22 protein-coding genes and 1 pseudogene are annotated in these 25,662 nt (G+C 73.3%); 11 read left to right on the top strand and 12 right to left on the bottom strand.

All coding sequences use genetic code 11. The features are described 5' to 3' along the window. Positions 1 to 22: 22 nt before the first annotated feature. The 3 genes from ACYBSK_RS14195 to lnt are packed head-to-tail and all read right to left on the bottom strand — an operon-like array spanning position 23 to position 3,003. On the bottom strand, positions 23 to 811 hold the full coding sequence (locus tag ACYBSK_RS14195; RefSeq protein ID WP_457477420.1) for a 3-hydroxybutyrate dehydrogenase: 789 nt from the start codon (positions 809 to 811) through the stop codon (positions 23 to 25). 55 nt (positions 812 to 866) lie between these two features. Further along, positions 867 to 1,346 (bottom strand): NUDIX hydrolase, encoded by a 480-nt coding sequence (locus ACYBSK_RS14190; RefSeq protein ID WP_460246303.1) that lies wholly within the window; start codon positions 1,344 to 1,346, stop codon positions 867 to 869. A gap of 52 nt (positions 1,347 to 1,398) precedes the next feature. After that, a complete protein-coding gene (gene lnt, locus ACYBSK_RS14185; protein ID WP_460246302.1) occupies positions 1,399 to 3,003 on the bottom strand; it encodes an apolipoprotein N-acyltransferase in 1,605 nt (534 codons plus the stop codon). A 193-nt stretch (positions 3,004 to 3,196) separates the two neighbouring features. On the opposite strand from lnt, the gene ACYBSK_RS14180 reads away from it, so the two are divergent. Beyond that, on the top strand, positions 3,197 to 4,282 hold the full coding sequence (locus ACYBSK_RS14180) for an O-antigen ligase family protein (protein ID WP_460246301.1): 1,086 nt from the start codon (positions 3,197 to 3,199) through the stop codon (positions 4,280 to 4,282). Between the two features lie 22 nt (positions 4,283 to 4,304). On the opposite strand, the gene ACYBSK_RS14175 is transcribed toward ACYBSK_RS14180, so the two are convergent. Next, positions 4,305 to 4,868 (bottom strand): hypothetical protein, encoded by a 564-nt coding sequence (locus tag ACYBSK_RS14175; protein WP_457477416.1) that lies wholly within the window; start codon positions 4,866 to 4,868, stop codon positions 4,305 to 4,307. Positions 4,869 to 4,942: 74 nt separating this feature from the next. Then, positions 4,943 to 5,728 (bottom strand): glutamate racemase, encoded by a 786-nt coding sequence (locus ACYBSK_RS14170; RefSeq protein ID WP_457477415.1) that lies wholly within the window; start codon positions 5,726 to 5,728, stop codon positions 4,943 to 4,945. 59 nt (positions 5,729 to 5,787) lie between these two features. Here ACYBSK_RS14170 and ACYBSK_RS14165 point away from each other — a divergent pair, with 59 nt between their 5' ends. After that, positions 5,788 to 6,951, top strand: coding sequence for a glycosyltransferase (locus tag ACYBSK_RS14165; protein WP_460246300.1), 1,164 nt, complete (start codon positions 5,788 to 5,790; stop codon positions 6,949 to 6,951). Positions 6,952 to 6,969: 18 nt separating this feature from the next. Here the strand turns inward: ACYBSK_RS14165 and ACYBSK_RS14160 are convergent. After that, positions 6,970 to 7,791, bottom strand: a pseudogene (locus ACYBSK_RS14160) (TerD family protein); the annotation flags it as partial. A 371-nt stretch (positions 7,792 to 8,162) separates the two neighbouring features. Here ACYBSK_RS14160 and ACYBSK_RS14155 point away from each other — a divergent pair. The 4 genes from ACYBSK_RS14155 to ACYBSK_RS14140 all read left to right on the top strand — a co-directional run bounded on the left by ACYBSK_RS14155 (position 8,163) and on the right by ACYBSK_RS14140 (position 12,868). Further along, the gene (locus ACYBSK_RS14155) at positions 8,163 to 8,603 is read left to right on the top strand and encodes a DUF6643 family protein (protein ID WP_460246299.1); all 441 of its coding nucleotides are present in this window, start codon (positions 8,163 to 8,165) and stop codon (positions 8,601 to 8,603) included. Positions 8,604 to 8,690: 87 nt separating this feature from the next. Next, a complete protein-coding gene (locus tag ACYBSK_RS14150; protein WP_460246298.1) occupies positions 8,691 to 9,512 on the top strand; it encodes an MOSC domain-containing protein in 822 nt (273 codons plus the stop codon). A gap of 176 nt (positions 9,513 to 9,688) precedes the next feature. After that, positions 9,689 to 10,294, top strand: coding sequence for an Rv1733c family protein (locus ACYBSK_RS14145; protein WP_460246297.1), 606 nt, complete (start codon positions 9,689 to 9,691; stop codon positions 10,292 to 10,294). A gap of 156 nt (positions 10,295 to 10,450) precedes the next feature. Then, positions 10,451 to 12,868 carry a right-handed parallel beta-helix repeat-containing protein gene (locus ACYBSK_RS14140; protein WP_460246296.1) on the top strand — a complete coding sequence of 806 codons (2,418 nt, stop codon included), beginning with the start codon at positions 10,451 to 10,453 and terminating at the stop codon, positions 12,866 to 12,868. On the opposite strand, the gene ACYBSK_RS14135 is transcribed toward ACYBSK_RS14140, so the two are convergent. Further along, positions 12,838 to 15,273 (bottom strand): hypothetical protein, encoded by a 2,436-nt coding sequence (locus ACYBSK_RS14135; RefSeq protein ID WP_460246295.1) that lies wholly within the window; start codon positions 15,271 to 15,273, stop codon positions 12,838 to 12,840. The genes ACYBSK_RS14140 and ACYBSK_RS14135 overlap by 31 nt on opposite strands. A 237-nt stretch (positions 15,274 to 15,510) precedes the next feature. On the opposite strand from ACYBSK_RS14135, the gene ACYBSK_RS14130 reads away from it, so the two are divergent. Both ACYBSK_RS14130 and ACYBSK_RS14125 read left to right on the top strand, forming a co-directional pair. Continuing rightward, on the top strand, positions 15,511 to 16,338 hold the full coding sequence (locus tag ACYBSK_RS14130) for a DeoR/GlpR family DNA-binding transcription regulator (protein ID WP_457477408.1): 828 nt from the start codon (positions 15,511 to 15,513) through the stop codon (positions 16,336 to 16,338). A gap of 126 nt (positions 16,339 to 16,464) precedes the next feature. After that, positions 16,465 to 16,947: an SRPBCC family protein gene (locus ACYBSK_RS14125; protein ID WP_460246294.1), complete on the top strand. Its 483-nt coding sequence runs from the start codon at positions 16,465 to 16,467 to the stop codon at positions 16,945 to 16,947. Positions 16,948 to 17,010: 63 nt separating this feature from the next. On the opposite strand, the gene ACYBSK_RS14120 is transcribed toward ACYBSK_RS14125, so the two are convergent. After that, positions 17,011 to 18,228, bottom strand: coding sequence for a PLP-dependent cysteine synthase family protein (locus tag ACYBSK_RS14120; protein ID WP_460246293.1), 1,218 nt, complete (start codon positions 18,226 to 18,228; stop codon positions 17,011 to 17,013). Positions 18,229 to 18,552: 324 nt separating this feature from the next. Between ACYBSK_RS14120 and ACYBSK_RS14115 the strand changes: the two genes are divergently transcribed. Together ACYBSK_RS14115 and ACYBSK_RS14110 are read left to right on the top strand one after the other, a co-directional pair. After that, positions 18,553 to 18,867, top strand: a complete 315-nt coding sequence (locus ACYBSK_RS14115; RefSeq protein ID WP_457477405.1) for a hypothetical protein — start codon at positions 18,553 to 18,555, stop codon at positions 18,865 to 18,867. Positions 18,868 to 19,073: 206 nt separating this feature from the next. Next, complete coding sequence (locus ACYBSK_RS14110) at positions 19,074 to 19,586, top strand: ATP-binding protein (RefSeq protein WP_457477404.1); 513 nt, start codon at positions 19,074 to 19,076, stop codon at positions 19,584 to 19,586. A 29-nt stretch (positions 19,587 to 19,615) separates the two neighbouring features. On the opposite strand, the gene ACYBSK_RS14105 is transcribed toward ACYBSK_RS14110, so the two are convergent. Genes ACYBSK_RS14105 through ACYBSK_RS14095 form a run of 3 tightly spaced genes read right to left on the bottom strand, consistent with a single transcriptional unit; the run spans position 19,616 to position 23,294 of the window. After that, positions 19,616 to 22,177 carry an ABC transporter permease gene (locus ACYBSK_RS14105; protein ID WP_460246292.1) on the bottom strand — a complete coding sequence of 854 codons (2,562 nt, stop codon included), beginning with the start codon at positions 22,175 to 22,177 and terminating at the stop codon, positions 19,616 to 19,618. Continuing rightward, entirely contained in the window at positions 22,174 to 22,956 is a 783-nt protein-coding gene (locus ACYBSK_RS14100; RefSeq protein ID WP_460246291.1) for an ABC transporter ATP-binding protein, read from the bottom strand. The genes ACYBSK_RS14105 and ACYBSK_RS14100 overlap by 4 nt, the downstream gene beginning before the upstream one ends. Beyond that, positions 22,953 to 23,294 carry an SHOCT domain-containing protein gene (locus ACYBSK_RS14095; protein ID WP_460247029.1) on the bottom strand — a complete coding sequence of 114 codons (342 nt, stop codon included), beginning with the start codon at positions 23,292 to 23,294 and terminating at the stop codon, positions 22,953 to 22,955. Before ACYBSK_RS14095 ends, ACYBSK_RS14100 begins: the two co-directional genes overlap by 4 nt. Before the next feature lie 297 nt (positions 23,295 to 23,591). On the opposite strand from ACYBSK_RS14095, the gene ACYBSK_RS14090 reads away from it, so the two are divergent. Next, entirely contained in the window at positions 23,592 to 24,266 is a 675-nt protein-coding gene (locus ACYBSK_RS14090) for a DUF998 domain-containing protein (protein WP_460246290.1), read from the top strand. Between the two features lie 110 nt (positions 24,267 to 24,376). On the opposite strand, the gene ACYBSK_RS14085 is transcribed toward ACYBSK_RS14090, so the two are convergent. Next, positions 24,377 to 25,636, bottom strand: coding sequence for an ROK family protein (locus ACYBSK_RS14085; protein WP_460246289.1), 1,260 nt, complete (start codon positions 25,634 to 25,636; stop codon positions 24,377 to 24,379). Between the last annotated feature and the right edge of the window lie 26 nt (positions 25,637 to 25,662).

Below are 25,662 nucleotides of genomic sequence, written 5' to 3'. Positions count from 1 at the left end.
TCGAACTCGTAGAATTCGGGCTTCAGTGGGCGGACCAGCCGCCGTCGAGGACGAGGGACGTGCCGGTCATGAACGAGGCCTGCGGCGTGCACAGGTAAGCCACGGCCTCGGCGACCTCGGCGGGTTCGATGAGCCGCTTGATCGCGCTGTCCTGGAGCAGCACCTCGCCGAGGACCCGCTCCTCGGGGATGCCGTGCGCGGCAGCCTGGTCGGCGACCTGCCGCTCGACGAGCGGGGTCCGCACGTAGCCGGGGTTCACGCAGTTCGACGTGACGCCGTGCGGAGCGCCTTCCAGCGCGGCGGTCTTCGACAGCCCTTCGAGACCGTGCTTGGCCGCGACGTAGGCGGACTTGTACGCGGAGGCGCGCAGGCCGTGCACCGACGACACGTTCACGACGCGTCCCCATCCCTGCTCGTACATGTGCGGCAGGGCGCCTCGCAGCAGCCGGAAGGGGGCCTCCAGCATCACGGTCAGGACGGTGTGGAAGACGTCGGGCGGGAACTCCTCGATGGGCCGGACCAATTGGATTCCGGCGTTGTTCACGAGGACGTCGGTGCCGGCCGCCGCCGCCTCGGCGGCGTCGAGGTCGGTCAGGTCCAGGACGTACGGCTCGATGCCGTCGCTCCGCGCGGCCAGCGCCTCGACTCCCGCCGCGTCCCGGTCCACCGCTCTCACCTTGGCGCCCGCCGCGGCCAGGCGCAGGGCGCAGGCCCGGCCGATGCCACTGGCGGCGCCGGTGACGAGTGCGGTGCGGCCGCCGAGATCCAGTTCGGGGGCGGCGGGTGCGGTCAGTGGGGTACGCGGCGTCATGACGTGCACCCTAGGCAGCCGATCATCGCCTCCCGATGTGGCCGGCACCCATACTTCAGCGCTCAGTCATGGTCTCGAACCATGTGGGGCCCTCTGCCTGGGCCTGCTTGATCCGGAACAGCGAGAACTCCTCCAGGGGCGGCAGCGCGTCCAGGTCGAACCAGGCGACGTCCAGCGACTCGTCGTCGTTGACGCGCGCCTCGCCGCCGGTGGCCCGGCAGCGGAAGGACGTGTCCATGAACTGGCAGCGGTCTCCGTTGGGGTACGTGATCGGCTCCAGGGCCTGCACCAGTACGACCCGCTCGACGACGCATTCGACGCCGGTCTCCTCGAACACCTCACGCGCGACGACGTCCGCCGGCTGCTCACCCGGCTCGGGGATGCCGCCGATGATCGACCACTTGCCGGTGTCGGCGCGCCGCCCGAGCAGCACCCGGCCCTCGTCGTCGAAGACGACGGCGCTGACGCCCGGCAGAAGCAGCAGCTGATGGCCCGCGGAGGCCCGGATCGTACGGATGAAATCAGGTGTCGCCATGTCGGCGAGCCTACCTGCACGGCCCAACGACCCGGCAGGCCACGACCGCTTCTCAGCCTTCCGCGCGACGCCCCGCGCGGGACCGCACGAACGCCAGCCCGAGGCCACCGGCGCCGATCGCCACGAGCAGCGCCTCGGGCCAGGCGCCCGCGCGCGTGGCGAGCGTCTGGGACGTGCGCTTGGGGACGTCCGCGATGAGCGTGGCCGGTTCGAACATGCCGGTCTGCTGCTCGATGGAGCCGTCTGCCCGGATCACGGCGCTGACCCCGCTGGTGACCGGAACCATCACGGCCCGGCCGTGCTCGACGGCCCGTACCCGGTCCATGGCGAGCTGCTGGTACGTCATCTGGCTGCGCTCGAACGTCGCGTTGTTGCTGGGCACGGAGAGGATCTGCGCGCCCTCGCGGACCTGGTCGCGCACCGTGTCGTCGAACGCGGCCTCGTAGCAGGTGATGTTGCCGACCTTGGTGCCCGCCATGTCGAAGACGACGGGATCCTTGCCGGGCACGAAGCTGCCCGCGCGGTCGACGTCCTTGCTGAAGATCCGGAAGAAGCTGCGGTACGGCATGTACTCGCCGAAGGGCTGCAGGTGGCGCTTGTCGTAGACGGCGCCGGGCCCGGTCCTGGGGTCCCACAGGATGAGCCGGTTGCGGGGCTTGTCGTCCTCCCCTGTCACCACGGCGCCCACGGAGATGGGCACGCCGACGGCCTTCGCGGCCTTGCTGATCTCGTAGAAGGCGTCCGCGTTGGTGTACGGGTCGATGTCGGAGGAGTTCTCCGGCCACAGCACCAGGTCGGGGCGCTTCACCTCACCGGACTTGATCTTCGCGGCGAGCTTCATGGTCTCGCGCACGTGGTAGTCGAGCACGGCGCGGCGCTGGGCGTTGAAGTCGAGGCCCATGCGCGGCACGTTGCCCTGGATGAGCGCCACGCGCGCGGTGCCGGCCTCGGCGGACGTCGCGACGAAGGGCATCGCGGCCGCTCCGGCGACGAGGGGCGCGACGGTGAACGCGGCCGCCGCGGCGATCTTGCGGTCCTTCAGGACCGGTGCGGCGCCCTCGCGTCGGACCTGCCGCAGACGCAGCGCCAGAGCCCCGAGTCCGAAGCCGCACAGGACGACGCCGAAGCCGAGCAGCGGCGTGCCGCCCAGCGAGGCCAGCGGCAGGAACACCCCGCTGGGCTGCCCGAACGCGACCTTCCCCCAGGGGAACCCGCCGAACGGAGCACGCGCGCGAAGCGCCTCGTCCGCGATCCAGACGCCGCTCGCCCACAGGGGCCACAGCGGAAGGCGGGACACGTAGGCGATGCCCAGGCCCGCGAGCGAGACGAGCAGCGCTTCCGCGGCGGCCAGCGCCAGCCACGGCAGCGGCCCCACGTCCACGCCGGTCCAGGACAGCAGCGGCACCAGGTAGGCGAGCCCGAAGGCGAGCCCGAGGCCGAAGCCCGCCCTCAGCCGCCGCCCGTGGACGGCCACGCCGAACAGGGCGAAGGAGATCGGCGCGAGCCACGGAAGCTCGCGCGGCGGGAAGCTCGCGTACAGGAGCAGTCCGGCGATCACCGCCAGCGCGAGGGGGACGAACCGCCGCAGGTGGGAGCGGGTCCCGGGCTGCTCGGCGGGCTCGTCCGACGGGGCTGTCTGAGGTGCGGTGGCGGTCACTCGGGGAGTGTACGGCGCGCCGCTGTCACGCCGACATGCCGGTCGAGGGCGGCCGTGTCAGCACTGAGGAGCATCGTTCCTGCGCAACACCGGCCCGGCGCGGCCCACCAGCCGTTACCGTGAGCCCCAGTCCCCGACGGCCCGGCCGCATCCGGCCGCGCGTGCGGGGCCCGTCTACGTCGGGGGGCGGCGGGTGGGTACGACGGGGTGGTCCGCGGATGCGGAGACGGACGGTGTCCTGCGGCGGCACCGCGGGACGTCCGACGCGGTGGGGGTCGCGGTTCTCGGGTGCTGCGCGGCGTGGTCGCTGATCAGCGCCGCCGCGCGCGCGGGCAGGCCGGAGGGTGTCCTGCTGGCGGTCCTCGCGGTGATCGCGGGGTACGCGTGCGGGCGGATCGGTGGTGCGCTCGTCCCGGTCGCCGCTCCGTGCGCGGTGGGGCTCGGCGGCATGCTGCTCGCGCTCACCACGCCCTACGCGGCGCCCACGCCCGATGTCGTGACACCGATGGGCCGGGTCGGCGCGACCGCGGCGCTGCTCGCCCTGTCGGCGGGGGCGCTGTGCTGCGCGGCCTGGTCCGCTCGGGGTCGGGTGGCGCGCGGGGCGCTGCACGTCCTGGCGGCGGGCAGCGCGGTGGTGGCCGCGGTCGGCGACTCCCCGGCCGGTGTCACGGCCTGCGCGGGCGTCGTCCTGTGCTCGCTCGCGGCGGCCCGGCTGCGGCACCGGGCGATCGGCCTGAGCGGTCTCGGTGTCGCCACCGCGCTGGTGGCCGGGCTCGGGGTGGCGCTCGCCAAGAACGTGCTGCCGCCCGGCCCCACGGCCTCCCTGGAGACGTGGCTGTCGCCGCGCCGCATCCTGCTGTGGCGCGACGCCGTGCATCTCGCCGGGAGCGACCCCGTGCTGGGCGCGGGCCCCGGCCGCTTCGAGGACCTCAGCCCGACGCTCGCGCAGTCCCCGATCTCCGACGGCAAACCGCACTCCGCCGTGCTCCAGATGGCGGCCGAGCAGGGCCTCGTCGGCGTCCTGCTGCTGGCAACGGCGTACTGCTGGCTGCTGTACGTCCTGTGGCGCTCGGCGCGCTCGACGCAGGTGGTGCTCGCGGCGGGCGCGGCGCTGGCGGCGGTGGCCTCGATGGCGACGGTCGGCAACGCGCTGAGCTTCACGACGGTGACGGCGGGCGTGGGGCTGCTCGCCGGGATCGCCACGGCCGAGCCGCTCACGGACGGCCCGCCGGACGACGAAGCGGCCGCCCCGGATCTCCTCCGGGACGGCCGCGACTGAGCTCCGCGGTGCGGCCTTGCCGTCAGACGGCCGGGCCCGCAGGGGTCGGCTTGAGGCGGTCGCGGATGTGCCGCACGGCGCTCTCCGCGTCGTCGACGGTCACGGTGAACCTGCGGCCGTCGCCGAGGTGCAGCACCACGCCCTCGCCGCGCCGCACGACGACAGCTGTGCCGATCCCCGGGCGCCAGCGGTAGCCCCAGCCGCCCCACTGCCGGGGCGTGACGCGGGGCGCGAAGTCCGCCTCGACCACATGGGCGAGCGGGATGCGCCGACGCGGCAGTCCGACGTGGCCGCAGCGCACTTCGAGGTGGTCCTTGTCGACCTTCACGGCGACATGGAGGAAGGCCAGGGTGCCGAACAGGACGAGCAGGCCGACGGCGATCAGGCCGACCACGGACATGGCCAGGGCGAGTATGCCCGTGGCCCACGAGTTGTCCACGGCCAGCTCGATGCCCAGCGCGAGGCAGGCGAGCCCGCCGCAGGCGAGGAGCCACTGCACGCGGTTGTGCGCGCGGCCGGTCCAGACCTCGGTCGCGGCGGCGGAAGATCGCCGCCCTGAGTGCTCGTCGGGGGCGTGTTCCCTCATGCGCACGAGCGTACTCAGGTTCCGCGAGGACGGCACGGCCTTGCGGAGCCCCGGCCGCCGGAAGAGGCCGGTTCTCAGCCCGCGTGGCTGAGTGTCCGCAGCTCCCGGCCCTCCGCGTAGGCGAGGGCCTCGGCGGGGAGCGCTTCCTCCCGGCCGCCCAGGAGGACGGTGAGCCGGCCGCGCGTGCCCGGCGCGGCCTCCGGGGCGGCGCCGATCCGGCGCAGGGCCTGGGCGGCGACGGCGCCGGCGCTGCTGTGCAGGACGAGCGGGTCCGCGTCCGGCTGCTGGACGGCGGCGCGGATGCGCTCCGCGACGAGCTCGTAATGGGTGCAGCCCAGGACGACGGCCCTTACGTCACGGGGAGTGAGGGCGGCCGCGGCCGCGATGGCCCGGTCGATGCCGTCCTCGTCGGCCCACTGCACCGCGTCGGCAAGGCCGGGGCAGGGCACCTCGGTGACCTGCGCGCCGCCGCCGAAGTCGCGGATCAGCGTCTGCTGGTAGGGGCTGCCGGTGGTGGCGGGCGTGGCCCAGATGGCGACCGGTCCGCCGCCCGCGGCGGCGGGCTTGATCGCGGGGACGGTGCCGATGACCGGGATCCCCGGTTCGAGCCGGGCGCGCACGGCGGGCAGCGCGTGCACGGAGGCGGTGTTGCAGGCGATGATCAGCGCGTCCGGGCCCTGTGCCGCGGCGGCCTCGGCGACAGCGAGCGCCCGCTCCGTGACGTCCTCGGGCGTGCGCGGGCCCCACGGCATCGTCTCCGGGGCGGAGGAGAGCACGAGGTCGGCGTCCGGCCGCAGGCGCCGCACCGCGGCGGCGGCGGCGAGCAGTCCGATTCCCGAGTCCATCAGCGCGATCTTCACCCGGAAACCATAGACGATCGGTCCGACAACCCCCGGGCCGGTGGGGCAGACTGCGGCGGATGGACGTCGTTGCGTGGATCACCGCGGCCTCGCTCGCCGCATGGGTGTGGCTGCTGCTGTGCCAGGGCTTCTTCTGGCGTACGGACCTGCGGCTGCCGCCCCGTACGGAACCCGGGAGCTGGCCGGACGTCTGTGTGGTGGTCCCCGCCCGCGACGAGGCGGCCGTGCTGCCCGACAGCCTTCCGTCGCTGCTCGCCCAGGACTATCCGGGGCGGGCGGAGATCTTTTTGGTGGACGACGGCAGTTCCGACGGCACGGGCCAGGTGGCGCGGGCCCTCTCGGAGCGGTTCGGCGGGCTCCCTCTGACGGTCGACTCGCCGGGTGAGCCGCCCCCGGGCTGGACCGGGAAGCTGTGGGCGGTGCGCCACGGCATCGGCCTGGCCCGCGCGCGGGAGCCGGAGTTCCTGCTCCTGACCGACGCCGACATCGCCCATGAGCCGGACAGCCTGCGGGAGTTGGTCGCGGCGGCGCGCACGGGCGGCTTCGACCTGGTCTCGCAGATGGCGCGGCTGCGGGTGGAGAGCGTGTGGGAGCGGCTGGTCGTGCCCGCGTTCGTGTACTTCTTCGCGCAGCTGTACCCGTTCCGCCGGATCGCCGAGGAGGGCTCGCGCACGGCCGCGGCGGCGGGCGGCTGCGTCCTGCTGCGCACCGAGGCGGCCGAGCGGGCGCGGATCCCGGACGCGATCCGGCAGGCGGTCATCGACGACGTGTCGCTCGCGCGGGCCGTGAAGCGCTCGGGCGGGCGCATCTGGCTGGGGCTGGCCGAGCGCGTCGACAGCGTGCGGCCGTACCCGCGGCTCGCGGATCTGTGGCGCATGGTGTCGCGCAGCGCGTACGCGCAGTTGCGGCACAACCCGCTGGTGCTGCTGGCCACCGTCCTCGGGCTCGCCCTGGTCTATCTGGCGCCGCCTGCCGCGCTGGCCGCGGGCCTGGTCACGGACAGCGTCCCGACCGCGGTGCTCGGCGGGCTCGCCTGGGCGGTGATGGCGGGGACGTACCTCCCCATGCTGCGCTACTACCGGCAGACGCTGTGGCTGGCGCCGCTGCTGCCGTTCACCGCGCTGCTGTACCTCCTGATGACCGTGGACTCCGCCGTGCAGCACTACCGGGGGCGCGGCGCGGCCTGGAAGGGCCGTACGTACGCCGCGCCCGACCGGATCTGAACCCCGGGTCCCGGCGGGCTACTTGCGGCCCTGCGTCCAGTTCATGCCCCACCCGTAGGCGCGGTCCACGGTGCGCTGCGGGCTGACGCCGCGGTCGGGAACGAGGTAGCGGGCCTCGCGCTGAACCATGAGGTCGCCGCCGTTGTTGGTCAGCAGCGCGAGCGCGCACACCGGGGAGGGCACCGTGCACGCGTCGAGCGAGAAGTCGATGGGCGCGCCGTGTGCCGGCCGCAGTGTGACCGTCGCGTGCAGGCCCGCGAAGCTGCGCGCGCTCTCGTAGATGGTCACGAAGACGAGGACGCGGCGGAACGCGTCCGTGTGGTCGAGGTTGATCGTCAGGTTCTCGCCGGTCGCGAGGCCGCCGCTGCGGTCGTCCGCGTCGAGCTGGATGTACGGGGGTCGGTGCAGCGCCCCGAAGGCGTTGCCGAGTGCCTGGACAACTCCCTTGGCGCCGTCGGCCAGTTCGTACAGGGCGCACAGGTCGAGGTCAAGGTTCCGGCCGCGTCCGCCGCCGCGGGCTCCGAGCTGATTGCGCACCTGCCAGGTGAGGTTCACCCGCAGCGCGCCGGAGGTGCCGCCCTGCTTCGCCAGGGAGACCGCGGGGGCCGCCTTGGTCAGCGTCACCCTGGTCGGCGGCGTGGCGGGCGCGGGCGTGGCGGCAGGCATCGCGCGCGGCGGTTCGTCCACCGTGATGCCGTAGTCCCCCGCCAGGCGCGCGAGGCCGCTGTCGTAGCCCTGGCCCACCGCGCGGAACTTCCAGGCCCCTTGACGGCGGTACAGTTCACCGAGGACGTAGGCGGTCTCGACGGTCGCGTCCACGCTGTCGTAGCGCGCGAGGTCGACGAAGAGGACGCATCGACGTCGGGCGCGCCGGGAGCTGAACGCCGGCCCAATTCGACGCGTACGGCCGAAGCCCGCACGCCGACATTCGATCCTTTAGGCATTGTCATGTCCGCCCCCAACGCCGGTCGTCGGCTTACCGGCCAAGGTATTCCCCGAGGACTTCCCCCTCCCAGAGCCGCGTTCGGAGATCACTGGCCAACCGCCGGTAACCCCCGGGAGGCTTGGGCTCATACCGGAAAAAGTGCCGGAACGACGACCGTTTTTCCCAAGTTCGCTCGCATTGAGGACGCGCGGTCACACACGACACGCAAAAGAACCCTCTTATCGGGCTACCCCAACGACCACATCGTGGGCTTAACTTATGTGTCATGACCTCCCCCCGCTCCACATATGGCGGCGGTTACTACTCCGCGCCGTCCTTCCCGGACACTCCGATCTATGACTCTCTCGTCGCAGAGCGGGGCACTCCGCAGATCGCCCCGATCCGGGTCCCCTCCGCGTACGAGAGCAGCAGCCACCTCCCGGCGCTCCCGGCCGCGCTGCCCGCCCTGCCGTCGGCGCCCTCCGCGCCCGCGCCGCAGTACGGGTACCCGCACCAGCAGCAGGCCCCGATGCAGGCCGCGCAGACCGCGTACATCCCGCAGCAGGCCGCCGCCCCGCGCGGCTATCCGAGCCCGCAGGCCCAGCAGCCGCAGCGCCCGGCGCCCGGCTCCGCCACCGGCTACGAGGCGATGCGTCCGGCCACGCCGCGGCCCGCCCCCGCGCCGTACGAGGATCCGTACAACCGCCAGCAGTACCGCGGTTACTGACGGGAAGCGGCCGGATCTCCCCGGTCGCCTCCCGCGCCCCTCCCGGCGCCACGGGCGATGTCCGTGGCTGCTGGCAGAATTGCGGGCATGTCGCAGCCTGCACTCAGTTCGATCCATGTCCACCCGCTCAAGGCGGTCCGGGGACACGCTCCGCGCGAGGCCGTCGTGGAGCCCTGGGGCCTGGCCGGGGACCGGCGCTGGGTGCTGGTGGGCACCGACGACAAGATCGTCACCCAACGGCCGCACCCCCGCCTGGCATTGGCCGCCGCCGAGGAACTGCCCGGCGGCGTCCGGCTGACGGCGCCCGGCATGGACCCGCTCACCGTCGAGACCCCGGAGCCCGGGGAGACGACCACGATCGAGATCTGGTCCGACAAGGTCGAGGCGGTTCCCGCCGACAGCGCGGCGCACGCCTGGTGGAGCGCGTACCTCGACACCCCGATACGCATGCTGCATCTCGACGACCCGGCGACCAGACGCCCCATCGACCCGCGGTACGCGCGACCGGGCGAGACGGTGAGTTTCGCCGACGGATACCCGCTGCTCCTGACGACGCTCTCCTCCCTGGACGCCCTCAACTCCTTGATCGCCCAGGGTGACCACGCCGACGAGGGTCCGCTCCCCATGGACCGGTTCCGGCCGAATGTCGTCCTCTCCGGCACGGCCCCGTGGGCGGAGGACGACTGGACGCGCATCGCGATCGGCGAGGTCGCTTTCCGTATCACCAAGAAGTGCGGCCGCTGCGTGGTCACGACGACGAACCAGCAGACCGCGGAGCGTGGCAAGGAGCCCCTGCGCACGCTGGCGCGGCACCGGCGCTTCGACGACCAGCTGTGCTTCGGGACGAACCTGGTGCCGGAGTCGACCGGCACCCTGCGCATCTCGGATCCCTTGACGATCCTCGAATAACCGTTACCCGGTCGGGGAACCCGGCGCCGCGACATGCTCGTTGAGAGACAATGGCAGTGTCGGAAGCGCCGGTGGGCAGGGGCGAGCAAGTCAGGTGACGTCGCTCTCTCTTCTCTCCTCCGGCATGCGGGCGCTGCCGTTCGGGGTTAAGACAGACCCGGAAGGGGGTGCAGACCGTGCGAGCGTTGATCGGGCTCTGGCGCTGGCGCCACAATCCGGTGTGCCGCGGGACCGACCTGGCAGAGGCCTGGGTCGCCCTGGTCGCACTGATCCTCATCGTCGTCGCGGCGCCGGTGTCCGGCATCATCGCGGGGTCCCTGTCGCGTGACGCTCTGTACCGATCGGTGGAGCAGCAGCACAGCGCCCGGCACGAGGTCACGGCGACCGTGGTGGCGAAGGTGGCCCAGCCACCGCTCGATTCCGACCCGGAGACCTCCACGGCGCGGGACGCGCACACGCGCGTGGTGGCGTCCTGGAAGGGGCCGGACGGCTCACCGCACAAGGACCGCGTCGTCGCTCCGCTGACGACGCCGCAGCGCGGCGACAAGTTCCCGGTGTGGACCGACGACCAGGGCCGCGTCGTCGGCCGCCCCCTCGACCGGCCGACGGCCGCCACGCACGCGGCGCTCGCCGGTTTCGGCGCCGCCGTGGCCGTCACCGGCCTGGTGGAGGGCACCCGGCGGCTGGTCCTGTGGCGCATGATGCGCCGCCGGTACGCGCGTTGGGACAGCGCCTGGGACATCGCCGGGCCCGACTGGGGCAGGACCGGCACCGGGAGCTGACGGCGTTCGCGGGCTCACGGCTCTGGTCAACCGCCGTGCTCCGCGCACGCTACGGTGGACCCACCTTTTGGCAGGCAGAGCGCAGGAAGCAGTCGGGAAGGCGCCGCGCAGGGCGCGAACTTCCGGCGCGGAACAAGGTGGGGGCAGATCAGCGCCATGGCACAGGGCTCGGTCCAGGTGACGCACGCCGGCACTTCGCGGTGGCGGCGCCGCACGGGTGAGTACGCCTCGCTGGCCGCCGCCCTGGAGGCCGCCGGCGACGGCGATGTACTGACCGTGGCCCCGGGCACGTACAGAGAGAACCTCGTGGTGCGGCGGGCCGTGACGCTGCGGGGTCCGGAGGGTTCCCCCGGTTCCGTGCGCATCGCGCCGACGGAGGGTGTTCCCGTCACCGTGCGGTCGTCCGCGACGGTGCGTGACCTCCAGGTCGAGGGGCAGGACGCGGCGGCGCCCGCGCTGCTCATCGAGGAGGGCGCCCCGGAGATCGTGGGCGTGCGCGTGGTGACGCGGTCCGCGACCGGTGTGGAGGTGCGCGGCGGCGCGCGCCCCACGGTGCGCCAGTGCACCGTCGACAACCCCGGAGGCATCGGCATCGCCGTGCTCGACGGCGGGGGCGGCGTGTTCGAGGAGTGCGAGGTCGTCGCGGCCGGGCAGGCGGGTGTCGCCGTGCGCGGCGGCGCGCATCCGCGCCTGGAGCGCTGCCGGGTGCACCACACCTCGGGCTCGGGCCTGTCCGCGACCGGGGAGAACTCCGGCCTGGAGGCCGTGGGTTGCGAGGTGTACGAGGTCAAGGGCTCCGGTGTGCAGATCAGCGGGCGGGCCGCGGCGCACCTGACGGACTGCGACGTGCATCGCACGACGGGCGACGGCGTCACGCTCGACACGGACGCGGTGCTCACGCTCGCGGACTGCCGCGTCCACGACGTCCCGGAGAACGCGATCGACCTGCGCTCCCGGTCGGTCCTCACGCTGACGCGTTCCACGGTGCGCCAGTTCGGGCGCAACGGGCTGTCGGTGTGGGACCCCGGCACGCGCGTGGACGCCAACCAGACCGAGATCCACGACAGCACGGGCGACTACCCGGCCGTGTGGGTCAGCGACGGCGCGACCGCCGTGCTCGACTCCTGCCGGGTGCACGACGTGCCGGACGCGCTGTTCGTGCTCGACCGCGGCTCCCGCGTCGACGTCGTCGACAGCGATCTCTCCCAGGTGCGCAACACGGCGGTGTCGGTGAGCGACGGCGCGACCGCGCAGCTCGACGACTGCCGCATCCGCGAGGCCGCGACGGGCGCCTGGTTCCGCGACCACGGCAGCGCGGGCACGCTCGCCAACTGCACGGTGGACGCCACCCAGACCGGCGTGATCGTCACGAAGGGCGCCGATCCGACGATCGAGCGCTGCACGGTCACCTCCCCCGCCGAAGCCGGTTTCTACGTGTCCGCGGGCGGCCGGGGCAGCTTCCACGGCTGCCGGGTCACGGACAGCGGAGGCTTCGGTTTCCACGTCATCGACGGGTGCCGTACGAGCCTCAAGAAGTGCCGTACGGAGCGGTGTTCGCGCGGTGGCTACGAGTTCACGGAGGACGGCCCGCTGATCGAGGACTGCACGAGCGACGAGAGTGGCGGCGTGGGCGGCGGCGGGGCGGCCGCACCGCAGAGCGCCCCGCAGCCCACCGTGCAGACCGCGACGCAGACCGTCGGGCTGCTGAGCGCGGTGCCCGATCAGCGGCCCGTGGCGGCCCCTCAGGAGCCCGCGCGGGAGTCCCGCGCGTCCCAGGACGTCCTGGGCGAACTCGACGCTCTGGTGGGCCTGGAGAGCGTCAAGCGCGAGGTGCGCGCCCTCACCGACATGATCGAGGTGGGCCGCAGGCGCCAGGAGGCCGGCCTCAAGGCGGCCTCCGTGCGGCGGCACCTGGTCTTCACGGGCTCGCCCGGTACCGGCAAGACGACGGTGGCGCGGCTGTACGGCGAGATCCTGGCGTCGCTCGGCGTGCTCGGGCAGGGACACCTCGTGGAGGTGTCCCGCGTGGACCTGGTCGGCGAGCACATCGGCTCCACCGCGATCCGCACCCAGGAGGCCTTCCAACGGGCCCACGGCGGCGTCCTGTTCATCGACGAGGCGTACGCCCTGTCGCCCGAGGACTCCGGGCGCGACTTCGGCCGCGAGGCGATCGACACGCTCGTGAAGCTCATGGAGGACCACCGCGACGACGTCGTCGTGATCGTGGCGGGCTACACGGCGGAGATGGAGCGCTTCCTCGCCACCAACCCCGGTGTGGCCTCCCGCTTCTCACGGACCATCACGTTCTCCGACTACGTCCCGGAGGAACTGCTGCGGATCGTGGAGCAGCAGGCCGAGGAGCACGAGTACCGGCTCGCCGAGGGAACGCCGGAAGCACTGCTCAAGTACTTCACGGCGCTCCCCAAGGGCCCCGCCTTCGGCAACGGCCGCACCGCGCGGCAGACGTTCGAGTCGATGGTGGAGCGGCACGCGGGCCGGGTCGCCCAGCTCGACGCCCTCGACACCGACGCCCTCACGCTGCTCTACGCGGAGGACCTGCCGGAACTGCCCTGAGAGGCCCCTTCGGAGCACCCTGGCCGCGGCTCCTGGTCGCCCTCGGCCCGCTGCTGCGGTACGCCCGGCTTCAGGCGGGCGAGCAGCCGGGCGCGCTCCTCGGCGAAGACCGGGTCGGCCTGGTAATCGCTGTGCCCGAGGATCGGTGCGGGCAGCGGGTGCCGGCCCGTGCGCCCGTAGGCGAGGGGGTCGAGGAGAGCCGCGTGGTCGACCGCCGGGCCGCAGTCGCCGGGCAGGTCGATCGGCCCGCCGATGGGGTCGGTCCTGCGGTGCAGATTGCGCCAGCAGTCGACCTGGCGGTGCAGCGAGGCCAGCGCGGCGGGTCCGAACTGGGACGGGAACCAGCGCCCGTACAGCCGCTCCAGAGGGGATCCGTAGGTGAGCAGTCCGACGCGCTTCCTTACGGACGGGTGCAGTTGCCAGGCCGCGGCCGCCGCGAGGACGCTGCCCTGGGAGTGCCCGGACAGGATGAGCCGGCCCCCGGTGGCCTGCGTCCAGGTGGCCATGCGCCACGTCAGGTCGGGGACGGCGCGCTCGGCGTAACAGGGGGGCGCGAAGGGGTGCGCGGCGCGCGGCCAGAAGGTGCCCACGTCCCACAGGATGCCGATGGTGCGCCGCGCGGACGGGTCCTTGTAGGCGCGGCGTCCCCAGGTGACGAACAGTATGAAGCCGAAGCCGATCAGCCAGGAGCCGAGGGCCTGCGCGACGTCCGCCGCGCCCTGCACGACGGCGTCGGAGCCCTCGGCCGCGCGCCCCGGCACCTTCCCGGTCGTCCAGGCGCCGACGACGGCCAGGGCGCCGAGCAGCAGCGTCACCGAGGAGACGACCCCGATGATCAGCGGGGCCCTGTCGGTGAGGGCGGCACGCGCGCGCGTGCCCGCGATGCGCGCCGTGCGTCCGGCGTCCGGTGGCTCGCTGGTGTCGCCCGGCCTGTCGTCGAGGTGGTAGTCCGCGGCGACCTGGGCCGTCTCGCGCTTCTTGATGCGGGACGTGCGCAGGGCGAGAGCGCCGCACAGGACGGCGACCACGATCAGCAGCGGCGGGATGGCCGAGGCCTGCCAGGTCAGCAGCACGGGCGGGCCCTTGATGAGGCCGCTGGTGCCGTCCAGCCAGTCCGCCACGCGCTGCGCGGTGCCGCCGGTCATCACGCCGCCGAGGGCGCAGGCGAGCATCGCGGTGGCGGGTCCGCCGAGGCCGCGCAGGGCGGTGCGCGGGTCGGGGGCCGTGCGGTAGATGGCGTGCGCGACGAGGGCGAGGGCGAGGATCAGCGCTCCCTGGACGAGGGTGATGCCCCCGAAGGTGGCGTCCCCGGGCAGGCGCCCGGAGGACTGCCATGCGGGGCGGGACCAGGCCGCGTACACCATGCTCGCGGCGAGCAGGGCGAGCGCGCCGTACGGCAGGAAGCGCACCACCGTACGGTCCAGGGTGTCGTCGACCCGGTTCTCGCTGCGGCCGCGGCGGACGACGACGAGGACCACGGCGAGGACGCCGGCGAGCAGCGCGCCGACGACCACCCAGCCCAGTACGTCGAGCAGGGCCGGTCCGCCGGCCGCCCGGTCGTGGCGGGCCGCGGGTGTGCCGACGGCGGCCGCCACGGTGAGCAGCGCTGCCGCCGTGTGCGCGCTGCGCAGGCGGGCGACGAGGCGGCGGCCGTACCAGAAGCCGGGCCTGCCGAGCGCGTTGTCGGCCTCGCCGTTGCTGGGTTCGGGCATGTGCGGCAGCGGGCGCTGGGTCTCGTACGCGCTCCAGGTGCGGTGCGAGAGGTACCAGAGCAGTACCGCAAGCGCGGTCGGGACGAGCGAGGCGAGGGCGAGGCGGCGGCCGGGCTGGCCCCACCAGCCGTCGGCGAGGAACCCCAGCCAGGAGTGCCGCGCGACGCAGCCCGCCGTGCCCGCGCACTGCCAGGCCGTCAGGTCGAGGGCGACCTCGCAGGCGGCGCCGACCAGCAGCACCGTGAGGGTGAGCGAGAGGAGGCGGACGAGCATGCCGTAGAGCCGTACGGTGCGGGATCTGCGCCGGGCGTTGGGCCGCATCCAGTGGGACAGGTTCACCACCATGAAGGGCAGCAGCACCAGCCACAGCGCCCGTGAGCCGTTGCCCGAGGTGAGGTTGCACCACACGTACGCCTCGGGGACGGGCTTGCCCCGGTAGTCGTCGGGGCGGTCCTCCGCGTCGACGTCCTCGCCGCGCCGGAAGACGGCCGCCGTGTCGTCGCCGGACACCCGTACCGTGCGCGGGTCGTCGAGCATCTCTTGCGGGGTGGTGCCGCCGACTCCGTGGACGAGCAGTTCCAGGGCGGTCTCGTCGGCGGCCGCGAAGGCCGGTGCGGGTGGCGCCGTGCGTGATGTGGTCGCCGGGTCCGCCGACGCGGCGTCCCGTTCTTCGTGTTCGTGCGTCGTACTCATGGGTCCCCCGTTCTTGAACACGACAAGGATCTCGGCTCAACACCCCCTCGGGCACCCCTCGTCACGGAATCTCCCCGAGGCGCACTGCCCCATTCACCCCTTGGCGCCCCGTCGCGGCGCAGGTCGGCTGTGCGGGCGGTGGTCCGAGTGTCGGTGGCGCGTGCGAGGATGACGCGAAAGCGCTGGCCGGTACGGCGGTGGTGGCAGTGCGGGACGAGCCGAAGGGATCCGACGGACGTGAGCGAGAACCAGAACCTGCTCGCGGAGCAGCGCCGCGCCCTGATCATCGACGAGGTCCGCCGCCGCGGCGGCGTCCGGGTCAACGAGCTGACCAGGAAGCTCGGCGTCTCCGACATGACGGTCCGGCGGGACCTCGACGCGCTCGCCCGGCAGGGTGTCGTGGAGAAGGTGCACGGCGGCGCGGTCCCGGTCGTCGAGGCGAGCACCCACGAGCCCGGTTTCGAGGCGAAGTCGGGTCTGGAGCTGACCGCCAAGGAGGACATCGCGCGCGCCGCGGCGCCGCTGGCCGCGCCCGGTACGGCGATCGCGCTGTCCGGTGGTACGACGACGTTCGCGCTGGCCCAGCAGCTGCTCGACGTACCGGACCTCACGGTGGTGACGAACTCGGTGCGGGTCGCGGACGTGTTCCACGCCGCGCAGCGCGGTGCGGCGTCCCGGCAGGGCGCGGCGACGGTGGTGCTGACCGGTGGGGTGCGCACGCCGTCGGACTCGCTGGTGGGTCCGGTCGCCGACCAGGCGATCGCGGCGCTCCACTTCGACGTGCTGTTCCTCGGTGTGCACGGCATAAGCCCGGAGGCCGGTCTGTCGACGCCGAACCTGGCGGAGGCGGAGACCAATCGGCGGCTCGTGCAGTCCGCGCGGCGGGTCGTCGTGGTGGCCGACCACACCAAGTGGGGGACGGTGGGGCTGAGTTCGTTCGCGGCGCTCGACCAGGTGGACACGTTGGTGACGGACGGGGGGCTGCCGGTCGAGGCGCGGGCGGAGGTCGCCGAGCACATGCGGCTCGTGGTGGCCGGGGAGCCGGAGGACGGTACAGACATCTGACGGAGTGCCAGTTATGGTGGCGCGGAGCAGTCAGCTGGAGCACGTCGACGTCAATTCGCCTGCGCGCGATGCCCGTTGACTTGACCCGGGCGTCGCGTCCGATTCCACCTTGGGGGCTGAACCTTCATGGCACGCCGTCTTCTCCCCGTCGAGCTCGACTTCGTCGAGAGTGCGCCGCTGCGCCTCGTGTTCGCGCGTGAGGTGTCCGCCTCGCCGGACGCCGTGTACCGGGCGCTCGCGGAGGATGTCGTCGGGTGGCCCACGTGGTTCTCGGCGGTGACGCTGGCGCGGCCGCTGGACGGTGGCGCGCGGCGGGAGGTGCGGCTCAAGGGTGGGACGCGGTTCCTGGAGACGATCGTCGCCGCGGAGCCCGGGGATGTGTACGCGTATCGCGTAGACGAGACGAATGTGCCGGGGATACGGGCGTTGCTGGAGGAGTGGCGGATCGAGGGGGTGCCCGGTGGGGGGTCCCGGGTGCGGTGGACGTTCGCGGTGGATGCGGGGGCGGGGGTGCGGGTCGGGTTGAAGGTGGGGCGGGCCGGGTTGGGGCGGGCGTTTCGGGATGCGGTGCGGGCGCTTGATCGGAGGGTGTCGGCGGCGCCTGCGTGAGGGTGGGTGTTGTTGCGCGGCGCCGTGGTTGCGGTCTCGGGGCTCTGCCCCGGACCCCGCTCCTCAATCGCCGGAGGGGCTCGAATCAGGCCCGCCGGAAGGGCTCGAATCGGGCCCGTCGGAGGGGCTTGAACGCGGCCACTCGCCCGTGTGCAAGAGGTGGGTGATGGCTTCCGCGTAGGGGGCGATGTCGAGGTTCTGGGTGTGGAGCCAGGTGTCGGAGTAGTACTTGTCGAGGTAGCGGTCGCCGGGGTCGCAGAGGAGGGTGACGACGCTGCCAGTGCGGCCCTCCGCGACCATTTCCGCGACGATCTTGAGGGCGCTCCACAGGCCCGTGCCCGTGGAACCGCCCGCCCGGCGGCCGATGGCGGACTCCAGGGCGCGGACGGCCGCGACGCTCGCCGCGTCGGGGACCTTCATCATGCGGTCGATGGCGCCGGGGACGAAGCTGGGTTCCATGCGGGGGCGGCCGATGCCCTCGATGCGGGAGCCGCAGTCGCTCGTCGCGTCGGGGTTGTCGGTCGTCCAGCCCTCGAAGAAGCAGGAGTTCTCGGGGTCCGCGACGCAGATGCGGGTGTCGTGCTGCATGTAGTGGACGTAGCGGGCCAGGGTCGCCGAGGTGCCTCCGGTACCGGCCGTGGCGACGATCCAGGCGGGCTCCGGGTAGCGCTCCAGGGCGAGTTGGCGGTAGATCGACTCGGCGATGTTGTTGTTGCCGCGCCAGTCCGTGGCCCGCTCCGCGTACGTGAACTGGTCCATGTAGTGGCCGCCGGTGCGGGACGCGAGGGCCGCGGACTCCGCGTACATCGTGCGGGAGTCGTCGACGAAGTGGCACCGGCCGCCGTGGAATTCGATCAGTCGGCACTTCTCGGCGCTGGTCGTACGCGGCATCACCGCGATGAAGGGGACGCCGATCAGCTTCGCGAAGTAGGCCTCCGAGACGGCGGTCGAGCCGCTCGACGCCTCGATGACGGGGCGGCCGGGCCGGATCCAGCCATTGCACAGCCCGTACAGGAAGAGGGAGCGGGCCAAGCGGTGCTTGAGGCTGCCCGTGGGGTGCGTCGACTCGTCCTTCAGATAGAGGTCGATGCCCCAGTGCTCGGGGAGCGGGAAGCGCAGCAGATGCGTGTCGGCCGAGCGGTTGTTGTCCGCCTGTACCTTGCGCACCGCTTCTTTGAGCCACGCACGGTAGTCGGGGTCCGTGTGGTCGACGTCCAGCGTCGGCAGGGGGCCGGAGGCCGCGCCCTCGTCCGTGGGTCGGCCCTGTTCCGTGGTGCTCACCGCTTGGCTCCTTCACGTCGTGCCCGGCCCTCGCTCCCGAGCGCCCGTCCGGGGGCGCCGGCGGCGGCCGGACACCACGATCATAAGCACCTTTCGCACGCTTCTCACCTGCATAAACGCATCTTTGGGTGCCTCAAAGGCACGCCTGGGAGGGTGCTGGAACAACCGCCCGACGCGTCGGCGAAACCGGGCAACATACGCTCATGGGGGCGCGCATACAAGTTGCACCCAACGCTTCACAGTCCGTCCACATGCACACTGGTGCTCCAGGCCAGACGCGTGCAGACTGCACCGCACACACGCACTCGAGGGGGGCGAAACGGCATGGCGGAGCCGGAGTTCACGGCGACGGGCGTGCGCATCGGTCGGCGCCTGCGCTCACTGACCCGGGCGGGACAGGTCCGGATCACGGGCGGCAGGCTGGAGTTGCTCACGAGCTACGGGAGCGAGATCGACAGCGCACCCCTGGGTGAAGTCCGCGCGGGTCGGCCCTGGTTCGGCTCCGAGGACCGGGCGACCGCCGAGGTCGACGGCCGGCGCTATCTGCTCCGCCTCGGGGCGACCGGCGCCGAGGCCGGACCGCCCACGGCACGGCGGTTCATCGAAGCCGTGCGCACCGCCGCCTCACGCACCGGATAGCACGCCCCAGCGCAGCGGACCGTCGCCGAAGTTGCACGCCCCAGCCCCCTGAGTCACTCTGGTCACACATCACTACTCAGGGTTTACCGGCGATAACGCTGCGAACCAGCCCGCCGGACACGGAGCGGGCGGTCCTGTGCCAGCGTGGACGCACCGCTCGATCCGTTTTCGTCTTCTTCCGGACTCAATTTCGGGGAGTCGTAGCCGTGATCAGCCAGCCGAACAGGCATTGCACGGTGGAGCTCCAGGCCCTGCCGTCGCGGATCGGTCAGGTCCGCAGAATCGTATCGGCGCAGTTGCGCTACTGGCATCTCGATCCGTTGATCGAGATGGCGGCGCTCGGCGTCACGGAGCTCCTGACCAACGTCCACCGGCACGCGGAGCCGGACAAACTCTGCACCGTCGAGATCGAGCTGCTCGGTGGCACGCTCACCGTCTCGGTGCACGACCACGACCCACGGCTGCCCCAGGTGCGGGACGCCGACCCGCTCGCCACCTGCGGCCGCGGCCTCGCGATGATCGCCGCGGTGAGTCAGAGCTGGGGTGTACGGCCGGACGGCACCGACGGCAAGGTCGTCTGGTTCGCCCTGCCGGCGCCCGCCCCCGCGGTGGCGCTCGGCGCCCACCCGGCGCGCGCGGCGAAGCCCGTGCGCCGCGGCGATCCGCGCGAACGCCGGATGGCCCAGCATGCTCCCGCCCGGTCGGCCGTCGCAGGCTGACCGGGCGGTGATCTCGGAGGATTCGCCGCTCACTCGGTGGCGATCGCCCGCAGCACGTCCAGCCGGGCCGCCCTGCGTGCCGGGCGCAGGCCGGCGAGGACGCCGGCGGCGAGTCCGACCAGGGCCACGATCGCGAGCCGGCCCGGCGGCAGCGCGAACGCGAAGGCGCTGTCGCTCGCCCCGTCGGACGCCTCGACCAGGACCCAGCCGAGGAACCCGCCGAGCACGAGCCCGCCGGCCGTGCCGAACGCGGCGACGAGCACCGACTCCCAGCGGACCATCGCCCGCAGCTGCCCACGGGTCTGCCCGACGGCCCGCAGCAGTCCCAGCTCCCTGGTGCGTTCGTGCACGGCGAGGGTGAGGGTGTTGGCGATGCCGAGCAGGGCGATGACCACGGCGAGGGCGAGCAGCGCGTAGACCAGGGTCAGCATCATGTCGATGCCGCCCGCCGAGGACTCGGCGTACGCGTCGCGCGTCTGCACATCCGGATTCCCGTACGCCGCCGCCACCCGTTCGACCGCCTTCGTGCCGTCGGCCGCGGGGACGCCGTCCTTGAACGTGACGGAGACCAGCGTGTCGGAGTCCTGCGTACGGTGCGGCGCCCACGCCGCCCGCGAGATCACGTAGTCGCCCGCCAGCTCGGACCGGCCGTAGACGGCGCGGACCGTGAAGACTTCCTTCGTGCCGTCGGTGAAGGTGAGCCGTGTCGTGTCGCCGACCGCGAGGCGCTGCTTGTCGGCCTCGGCGCGGGTGATCGCGATGCCGTTCGTCCCGAGGTCGCGCAGCGATCCGTCGACCGTGCCGAGGTCGAAGGCCCTGGCGAGGGCGGCCGGGTCGGTGACGGTGAGGGCGCGCCCCTCGCCGTCGACGTCGGCGACGCCGCGGCCGAGGCCGACGGCCGTGGCCACCTCGGGCCGCTCGGCGATCGCGGGCGCCAGCTTCGGGCTGAGGCCGCTGCCGCCCGCGCCGAACGACGGGGTGGAGACGGCGACGTCGCCCGCGAAGGACCGGTTGACGGTCTGGTCCATGGTGGCCTTCAGCGAGGCCCCGAAGACGGTGAACAGGGAGACCACCGCGACCCCGATCATCAGGGCGCTCGCCGTGGCGGCCGTCCGTTTCGGGCTGCGCAGTGCGTTGCGGCGGGCGAGCCCACCGGTGACGCCGCGCAGCCGGTCGAGGGGTGCGCCCAGGGCGCGTACGGCGGAGGTGGACGCGACGGGGCCGAGCACCACGAACGACGCGAGGATCAGCACGGCGCCGATGCCCGCCAGGGTGATCGACGGGGACGCCAGGACACCGGCGAGGGTCGCCGCGACGGCGGCCACGCCCAGGACGCCGCCGAGGACGGCGCGGCGCCGCGAGGCACCGGAGTCGTCGATCACGCTCTCGCGCAGGGCGGCGAGCGGTGCGGTGCGGCCGGCGCGCAGGGCGGGCAGCAGGGCCGAGCCGACGCACACCACGATGCCGACGGCCAGCGGCAGCAGCATGGACAGCGGGCCGACGACCAAGTCCCCTTCGGGGAAGGGGAATCCGATGGCCGGGAAGAGGGCCTGGAGTCCGGCCGCGATGCCGATGCCGCCCGCGAGTCCGGCGGCCGATGCCACGACGGCGACCACGGTCGCCTCGACGAGGGTCGCCGCCGCGATCTGTCGCCGTGCGGCGCCGAGCGCCCTCAACAGGGCGTTCTCGCGGGCGCGTTGGGCGACGACGATGGCGAAGGTGTTGTGGATGGAGAAGGTCGCGACGAGGAGCGCGACGCCGGAGAAGACCAGCAGGAACGTCGTGAAGAGGGTGAGGAACTGGCCGGAGATCATGTCGGTGTTCTCCTGAGCCGACGCCTCGCCCGTGATGGCCTCAACTCCCCTGGGAAGGTGCGGAGTCAGCGAGTCGACGAGCTCCTGCTGACTGGTCCCCGGCCCCGCCCGTACCTGAATCGTCGCGGCCTCCCCCGGTTTCGGGGTGAGGTACTTCTCGGCGTCGGCGCGTGTCATGCCGGTGAAGGTGGTCTGCGCCATGCCGTCCTCGCCGCCGAAGGTGGCCAGGCCCACGAGGGTGACCTCGACCGGGTCGGGCGTGCGCAGGGTGGTCGTGTCCCCGACCTTCAGGTCGCCCGCCTTCGCGGCGCCCCGGTTGACGACGACCTCGCCGCTCCTGTCCGGGATGCGGCCTTCAGCGAGCCGGTACGGGTTGAGTTCCGGGTCGGCGATCCAGTTGCCCGCGACGGTGGGCGGGCCCTGACCGCCGATGGGTTCGCCGTCCGCGCCCACGAGTTGACCGGCGCCCTGGACGTTCGGCGCGACCGCGGCGACACCCGGCACCTTCGCCAGGTCGTCGGCGAGCGAGGCGTCCACCGGGCTGCGGGTGCCCTGGCGCTCGCCGGGTGTGGTGATGACGTCGGCGGAGCGCACGACGGCGTCGGTGCCGCTGCTGGCGCCCGCGAACATCGAGTCGAAGCTCGCGCGCAGGGTGTCGCCCATGACGAGCGTTCCTGCGAGGAACGCGACGCCGAGGAGGACGGCGGTGAACGTTCCGGCGAAGCGGCGTTTGTGGGCGCGGAGGGAGGTGAGGCTGAGGCGGACGGAGGCGTTCATGAGGGGCCTCCCCGGGAGGTGGTGGGCGGGCCGTCGAGGGCCTTCATGCGGTCGAGGACCGTGTCGGCGGTCGGGTGTTCCATCCGGTCGACGAGGCGGCCGTCCGCGAGGAAGACGACCTCGTCGGCGTGGGCGGCGGCGACCGGGTCGTGGGTGACCATGACGACCGCCCGTGCGGCCTGGCGGGCCGTGTCGCCGAGGAGACGGAGCACCTCGGCGCCGGAGCGGGAGTCGAGGTTGCCGGTGGGTTCGTCGGCGAAGACGACATCGGGCCGGCCCGCGAACGCCCGTGCCACGGCGGCGCGTTGCTGCTGTCCGCCGGAGAGTTCGGCGGGCCGGTGGTGCAGCCGGTCGCGCAGGCCCACGACGTCGACGAGCGCGTCGAGCCACTCGTGGTCGGGGCGGGCGCCCGCCAGGTCGATCGGGAGGGTGATGTTCTCGGCGACGTTCAGCGTCGGTACGAGGTTGAACGCCTGGAACACGAACCCGACGCGGTCGCGCCGCAGCAGGGTCAGCCTGCGGTCGTCGAGGGAGCCGAGCTCGCTGTCACCGATGTACGCGGCCCCTTCGGTGAGGGTGTCGAGACCCGCGGCGCAGTGCATCAGGGTCGACTTCCCGGAGCCGGAAGGTCCCATGATCGCGGTGAACCTTCCGGCGCGGAAGCCGACGCTGACGCCGTCGAGGGCACGGACGGCGGTGTCCCCGGAGCCGTACACCTTGACGGCGTTCTCGACACGCGCCGCGAGTGCGGTGGGCGTGAGCGTCGTGGGGGTGCTCATGACGTGCCGCCCTTGACCTTGCCGTGGTCCTCGGTGTCGTAGTCGGCGTAGCGGCCGTAGCGCCCGAACTCCTCGTTGAGCACGGTCAGTCGGCGCCAGTACTCGTCCTCGTCGATCTCGCCGGAGGCGAAGCGGCGGCCGAGGACGGCGATCGGCGAGTCGGCGTCGATGCCGCGGCCGGGGCCGGGTCCCGGGCGCCACGGTCCGCGGCGGCCGCGCCATACGGTGCGCCGCAGCAGCGTGACGACGCCGACGACGACGGCCGCCCAGATCAGCGGGAAGAGGAGAATCCAGGGGCCTGGGCCGTTGCCGGGGCCGAATTCCGCGAGGGTCTGCATCTGACTCATCTCCTGGTGCGTATCGGGCTGTCGCGACGAGCGGTCGCGACAGCCGGGTGGTTGATGTGAGCTGCTTCGGCGTGAACCGCCTCGATGAGTCGAGCCTCGCTCCGGGAGGGGGCCGGAGTCGTCGTACGGCCAGCGGCAGTCGGCGTACCTCCGTGGGAGTACGTGACGCCGACGAGGCTGCTCCCTCGCGCACGCGCGACCCTGAGGCGGCCTCAGGGTCGGGCGTCGGGGGCGGGTCCGGGGCGGCCCCCATGGTGTGCGGGGCTCACGGACCGCGAGGATCGGTCCGTGACCACTTCACTGCGAGACACCACGTGCGCGCGCCGGGACACTTTCGTGGGCCGCTGGCTGGCGCCCACGGTCTGGTCGGCCGTCCTTCTCTCCGCGGGTTCGGCGCTGCTGGCGCCGCGGGACACCGACCCCGGGCTCAGCCCCCTGTCCCTCACCGTCAGCGACTTCGCGGCGCTGGACCGGGGCGGCCCGATCGAGACCGGGATGGCCTCGCTCGGAGTGGTGTCACTGGTGCTCCTGGCGGTGGCGCGGAAGCGGCTCGCGGCGGTGCGGGGGCTGCCGTCGCTGCTGCTGGCGGTGTGGGGTGCGGGCCTGGTGCTCGCCGCGGTGGTGCCGACGGACCCGCTGACCACGGAGCTGACCGGCTCGGCGTATGTGCACCGCTACGCGTCCGTCGCGGCGTTCGCGGCGCTGCCGGTGGCCGGGCTGCTCCTGGCGAGGCGGCTGCCGCCGTCGGCGGGCCGAACGGCACGGTGGCTGCGCGTGCTGGCGTGGTGCGCGTTGGCCGGGGCCGGGGTGATGGCGTACGCGGCGGGGCCGGGCGGGCGGGAGCTGATCGGGCTGGTGGAGCGGGTGCTGCTCGGGTGCGAGGTGGCGATGGTGGGCCTACTGGGCCGGTACGTGCACGGCCTGCCCGCCCGCGCCGACGACTGCCGACACGGCGACATGTAGCTACTGGTACGTGCGGTGGCCCCCTCGGGGAGCACGGCGTCGTTCGAGACGAGCGCACGAGGCCTGCTGACGCTCCTCTCCCCCGCCCCCGGCCCCCGCTGGGCGGGGCATCACCCCCCGCTGAGCGCCCCCAACGGATCGTCCAGGACCGGTTGCCAGGCCAGCTCCGCGGCGCCCACGAGGCTGTTGTGGTCGAGGGTGGAGGCGAGGATGGGGACGCCGCCGCTGCGGCCCCAGAGGCTGCGGTCGGCGACGACGGCGCGGAGGCGGTCGGGGTCGGCGTCGAGGAGGGTGCGGTGGAGGCCACCGAGGACGATGCGGTCGGGGTTGAGGATGTTGACCAGGCCCGCGAGGCCGAGGCCGAGGCGGTCGATGAGGAGGGCCGTGGCCGCGCGGACCGCGGGGTCGTCCTTCGCCTCGGTCAGCAGGCCGCGGGCCTGTTCCAGGAGGGAGCCGTCGGGGTCGGGGGTGCGGCCCGCCGCCGTGAGGAAGGCGAGGGGGTCGGCCTCGACGTCCAGGCAGCCGCGGCTGCCGCAGTGGCAGGGGCGGCCCTCGGGGTGCACCGTGAGGTGCCCGACCTCCAGCGCCAGGCCCGAACTGCCGGTGTGCAGGTGGCCGTCGAGGACGAGCGCGCCGCCGACTCCGCGGTGGCCGGTGGCCACGAGGAGGAGGTCGCGGGCGCCGCGCCCGGCGCCGTGCCGGTGCTCGGCGAGCGCGCCCAGGTTGACGTCGTTGGCCGCGAACGCCGGGATGTCCAGGCCCGCTTCCCGTACGCAGTCGGTGAAGATCTGCCGCACCGGGGCGCCCACCGGCCAGGCGAGGTGGAGGGGGTTGAGGGCCGTGCCGTCGGGTTCGGCGACCGCGGAGGGGACGGCCAGGCCCGCGCCGACGCAGCGGCGGCCCGTGGACTCCAGCAGCCGCACGCCCGCCTCGACCACGGATCGCAGCACGTCCGCCGGGTCCGGGTCGATGATCTCGCAGCCGGGAGTCGTGGCGACGATGCCGCCGCCGAGGCCGACGAGCGCCGCCCGGTAGCCGTCGGAGTGGACCTGCGCGGCGAGCGCCACCGGTCCGTCGTCGGCGACGGAGAGCCGGTGCGAGGGGCGGCCCTGGGAGCCGGAGGCCGCGCTGGGCTTCGCGTCGATGCGGATGAGGCCGAGCGCCTCCAGCTCGGCGGCGACGGCGCCCGCGGTCGCGCGGGTCACGCCGAGTTCGGCGGTGAGCACGGCGCGGGTCGGGGCGCGCCCGGTGTGGACGAGTTCGAGCGCGGGTCCGAGCGCGCTGCGGCCCCGCTCCAGACGTGGTGGCCGCCCGGCCCCTGCGCCCGCCGTGTGGCCCCCGGTCCCGGAGGCCGCCCTGCCGCCGCCCATCAGCAACTCCTCGCCCTGATCACGCT

It is taken from the genome of Streptomyces sp. BYX5S (genome assembly GCF_054724165.1).
Note: the sequence above shows the minus strand (reverse complement) of the source record. Positions and strands in the feature narration are given on the sequence as shown.

What these genes read in the sequence shown, in the direction of transcription:
- ACYBSK_RS14195 (WP_457477420.1), bottom strand. Translation starts at nt 811, where the DNA reads ATGACGCCGCGTACCCCACTGACCGCACCCGCCGCCCCCGAACTGGAT.
- ACYBSK_RS14190 (WP_460246303.1), bottom strand. Translation starts at nt 1,346, where the DNA reads ATGGCGACACCTGATTTCATCCGTACGATCCGGGCCTCCGCGGGCCAT.
- ACYBSK_RS14175 (WP_457477416.1), bottom strand. Translation starts at nt 4,868, where the DNA reads ATGAGGGAACACGCCCCCGACGAGCACTCAGGGCGGCGATCTTCCGCC.
- ACYBSK_RS14165 (WP_460246300.1), top strand. Translation starts at nt 5,788, where the DNA reads ATGGACGTCGTTGCGTGGATCACCGCGGCCTCGCTCGCCGCATGGGTG.
- ACYBSK_RS14155 (WP_460246299.1), top strand. Translation starts at nt 8,163, where the DNA reads ATGACCTCCCCCCGCTCCACATATGGCGGCGGTTACTACTCCGCGCCG.
- ACYBSK_RS14150 (WP_460246298.1), top strand. Translation starts at nt 8,691, where the DNA reads ATGTCGCAGCCTGCACTCAGTTCGATCCATGTCCACCCGCTCAAGGCG.
- ACYBSK_RS14140 (WP_460246296.1), top strand. Translation starts at nt 10,451, where the DNA reads ATGGCACAGGGCTCGGTCCAGGTGACGCACGCCGGCACTTCGCGGTGG.
- ACYBSK_RS14135 (WP_460246295.1), bottom strand. Translation starts at nt 15,273, where the DNA reads ATGAGTACGACGCACGAACACGAAGAACGGGACGCCGCGTCGGCGGAC.
- ACYBSK_RS14125 (WP_460246294.1), top strand. Translation starts at nt 16,465, where the DNA reads ATGGCACGCCGTCTTCTCCCCGTCGAGCTCGACTTCGTCGAGAGTGCG.
- ACYBSK_RS14115 (WP_457477405.1), top strand. Translation starts at nt 18,553, where the DNA reads ATGGCGGAGCCGGAGTTCACGGCGACGGGCGTGCGCATCGGTCGGCGC.
- ACYBSK_RS14105 (WP_460246292.1), bottom strand. Translation starts at nt 22,177, where the DNA reads ATGAACGCCTCCGTCCGCCTCAGCCTCACCTCCCTCCGCGCCCACAAA.
- ACYBSK_RS14100 (WP_460246291.1), bottom strand. Translation starts at nt 22,956, where the DNA reads ATGAGCACCCCCACGACGCTCACGCCCACCGCACTCGCGGCGCGTGTC.
- ACYBSK_RS14095 (WP_460247029.1), bottom strand. Translation starts at nt 23,294, where the DNA reads ATGCAGACCCTCGCGGAATTCGGCCCCGGCAACGGCCCAGGCCCCTGG.
- ACYBSK_RS14085 (WP_460246289.1), bottom strand. Translation starts at nt 25,636, where the DNA reads ATGGGCGGCGGCAGGGCGGCCTCCGGGACCGGGGGCCACACGGCGGGC.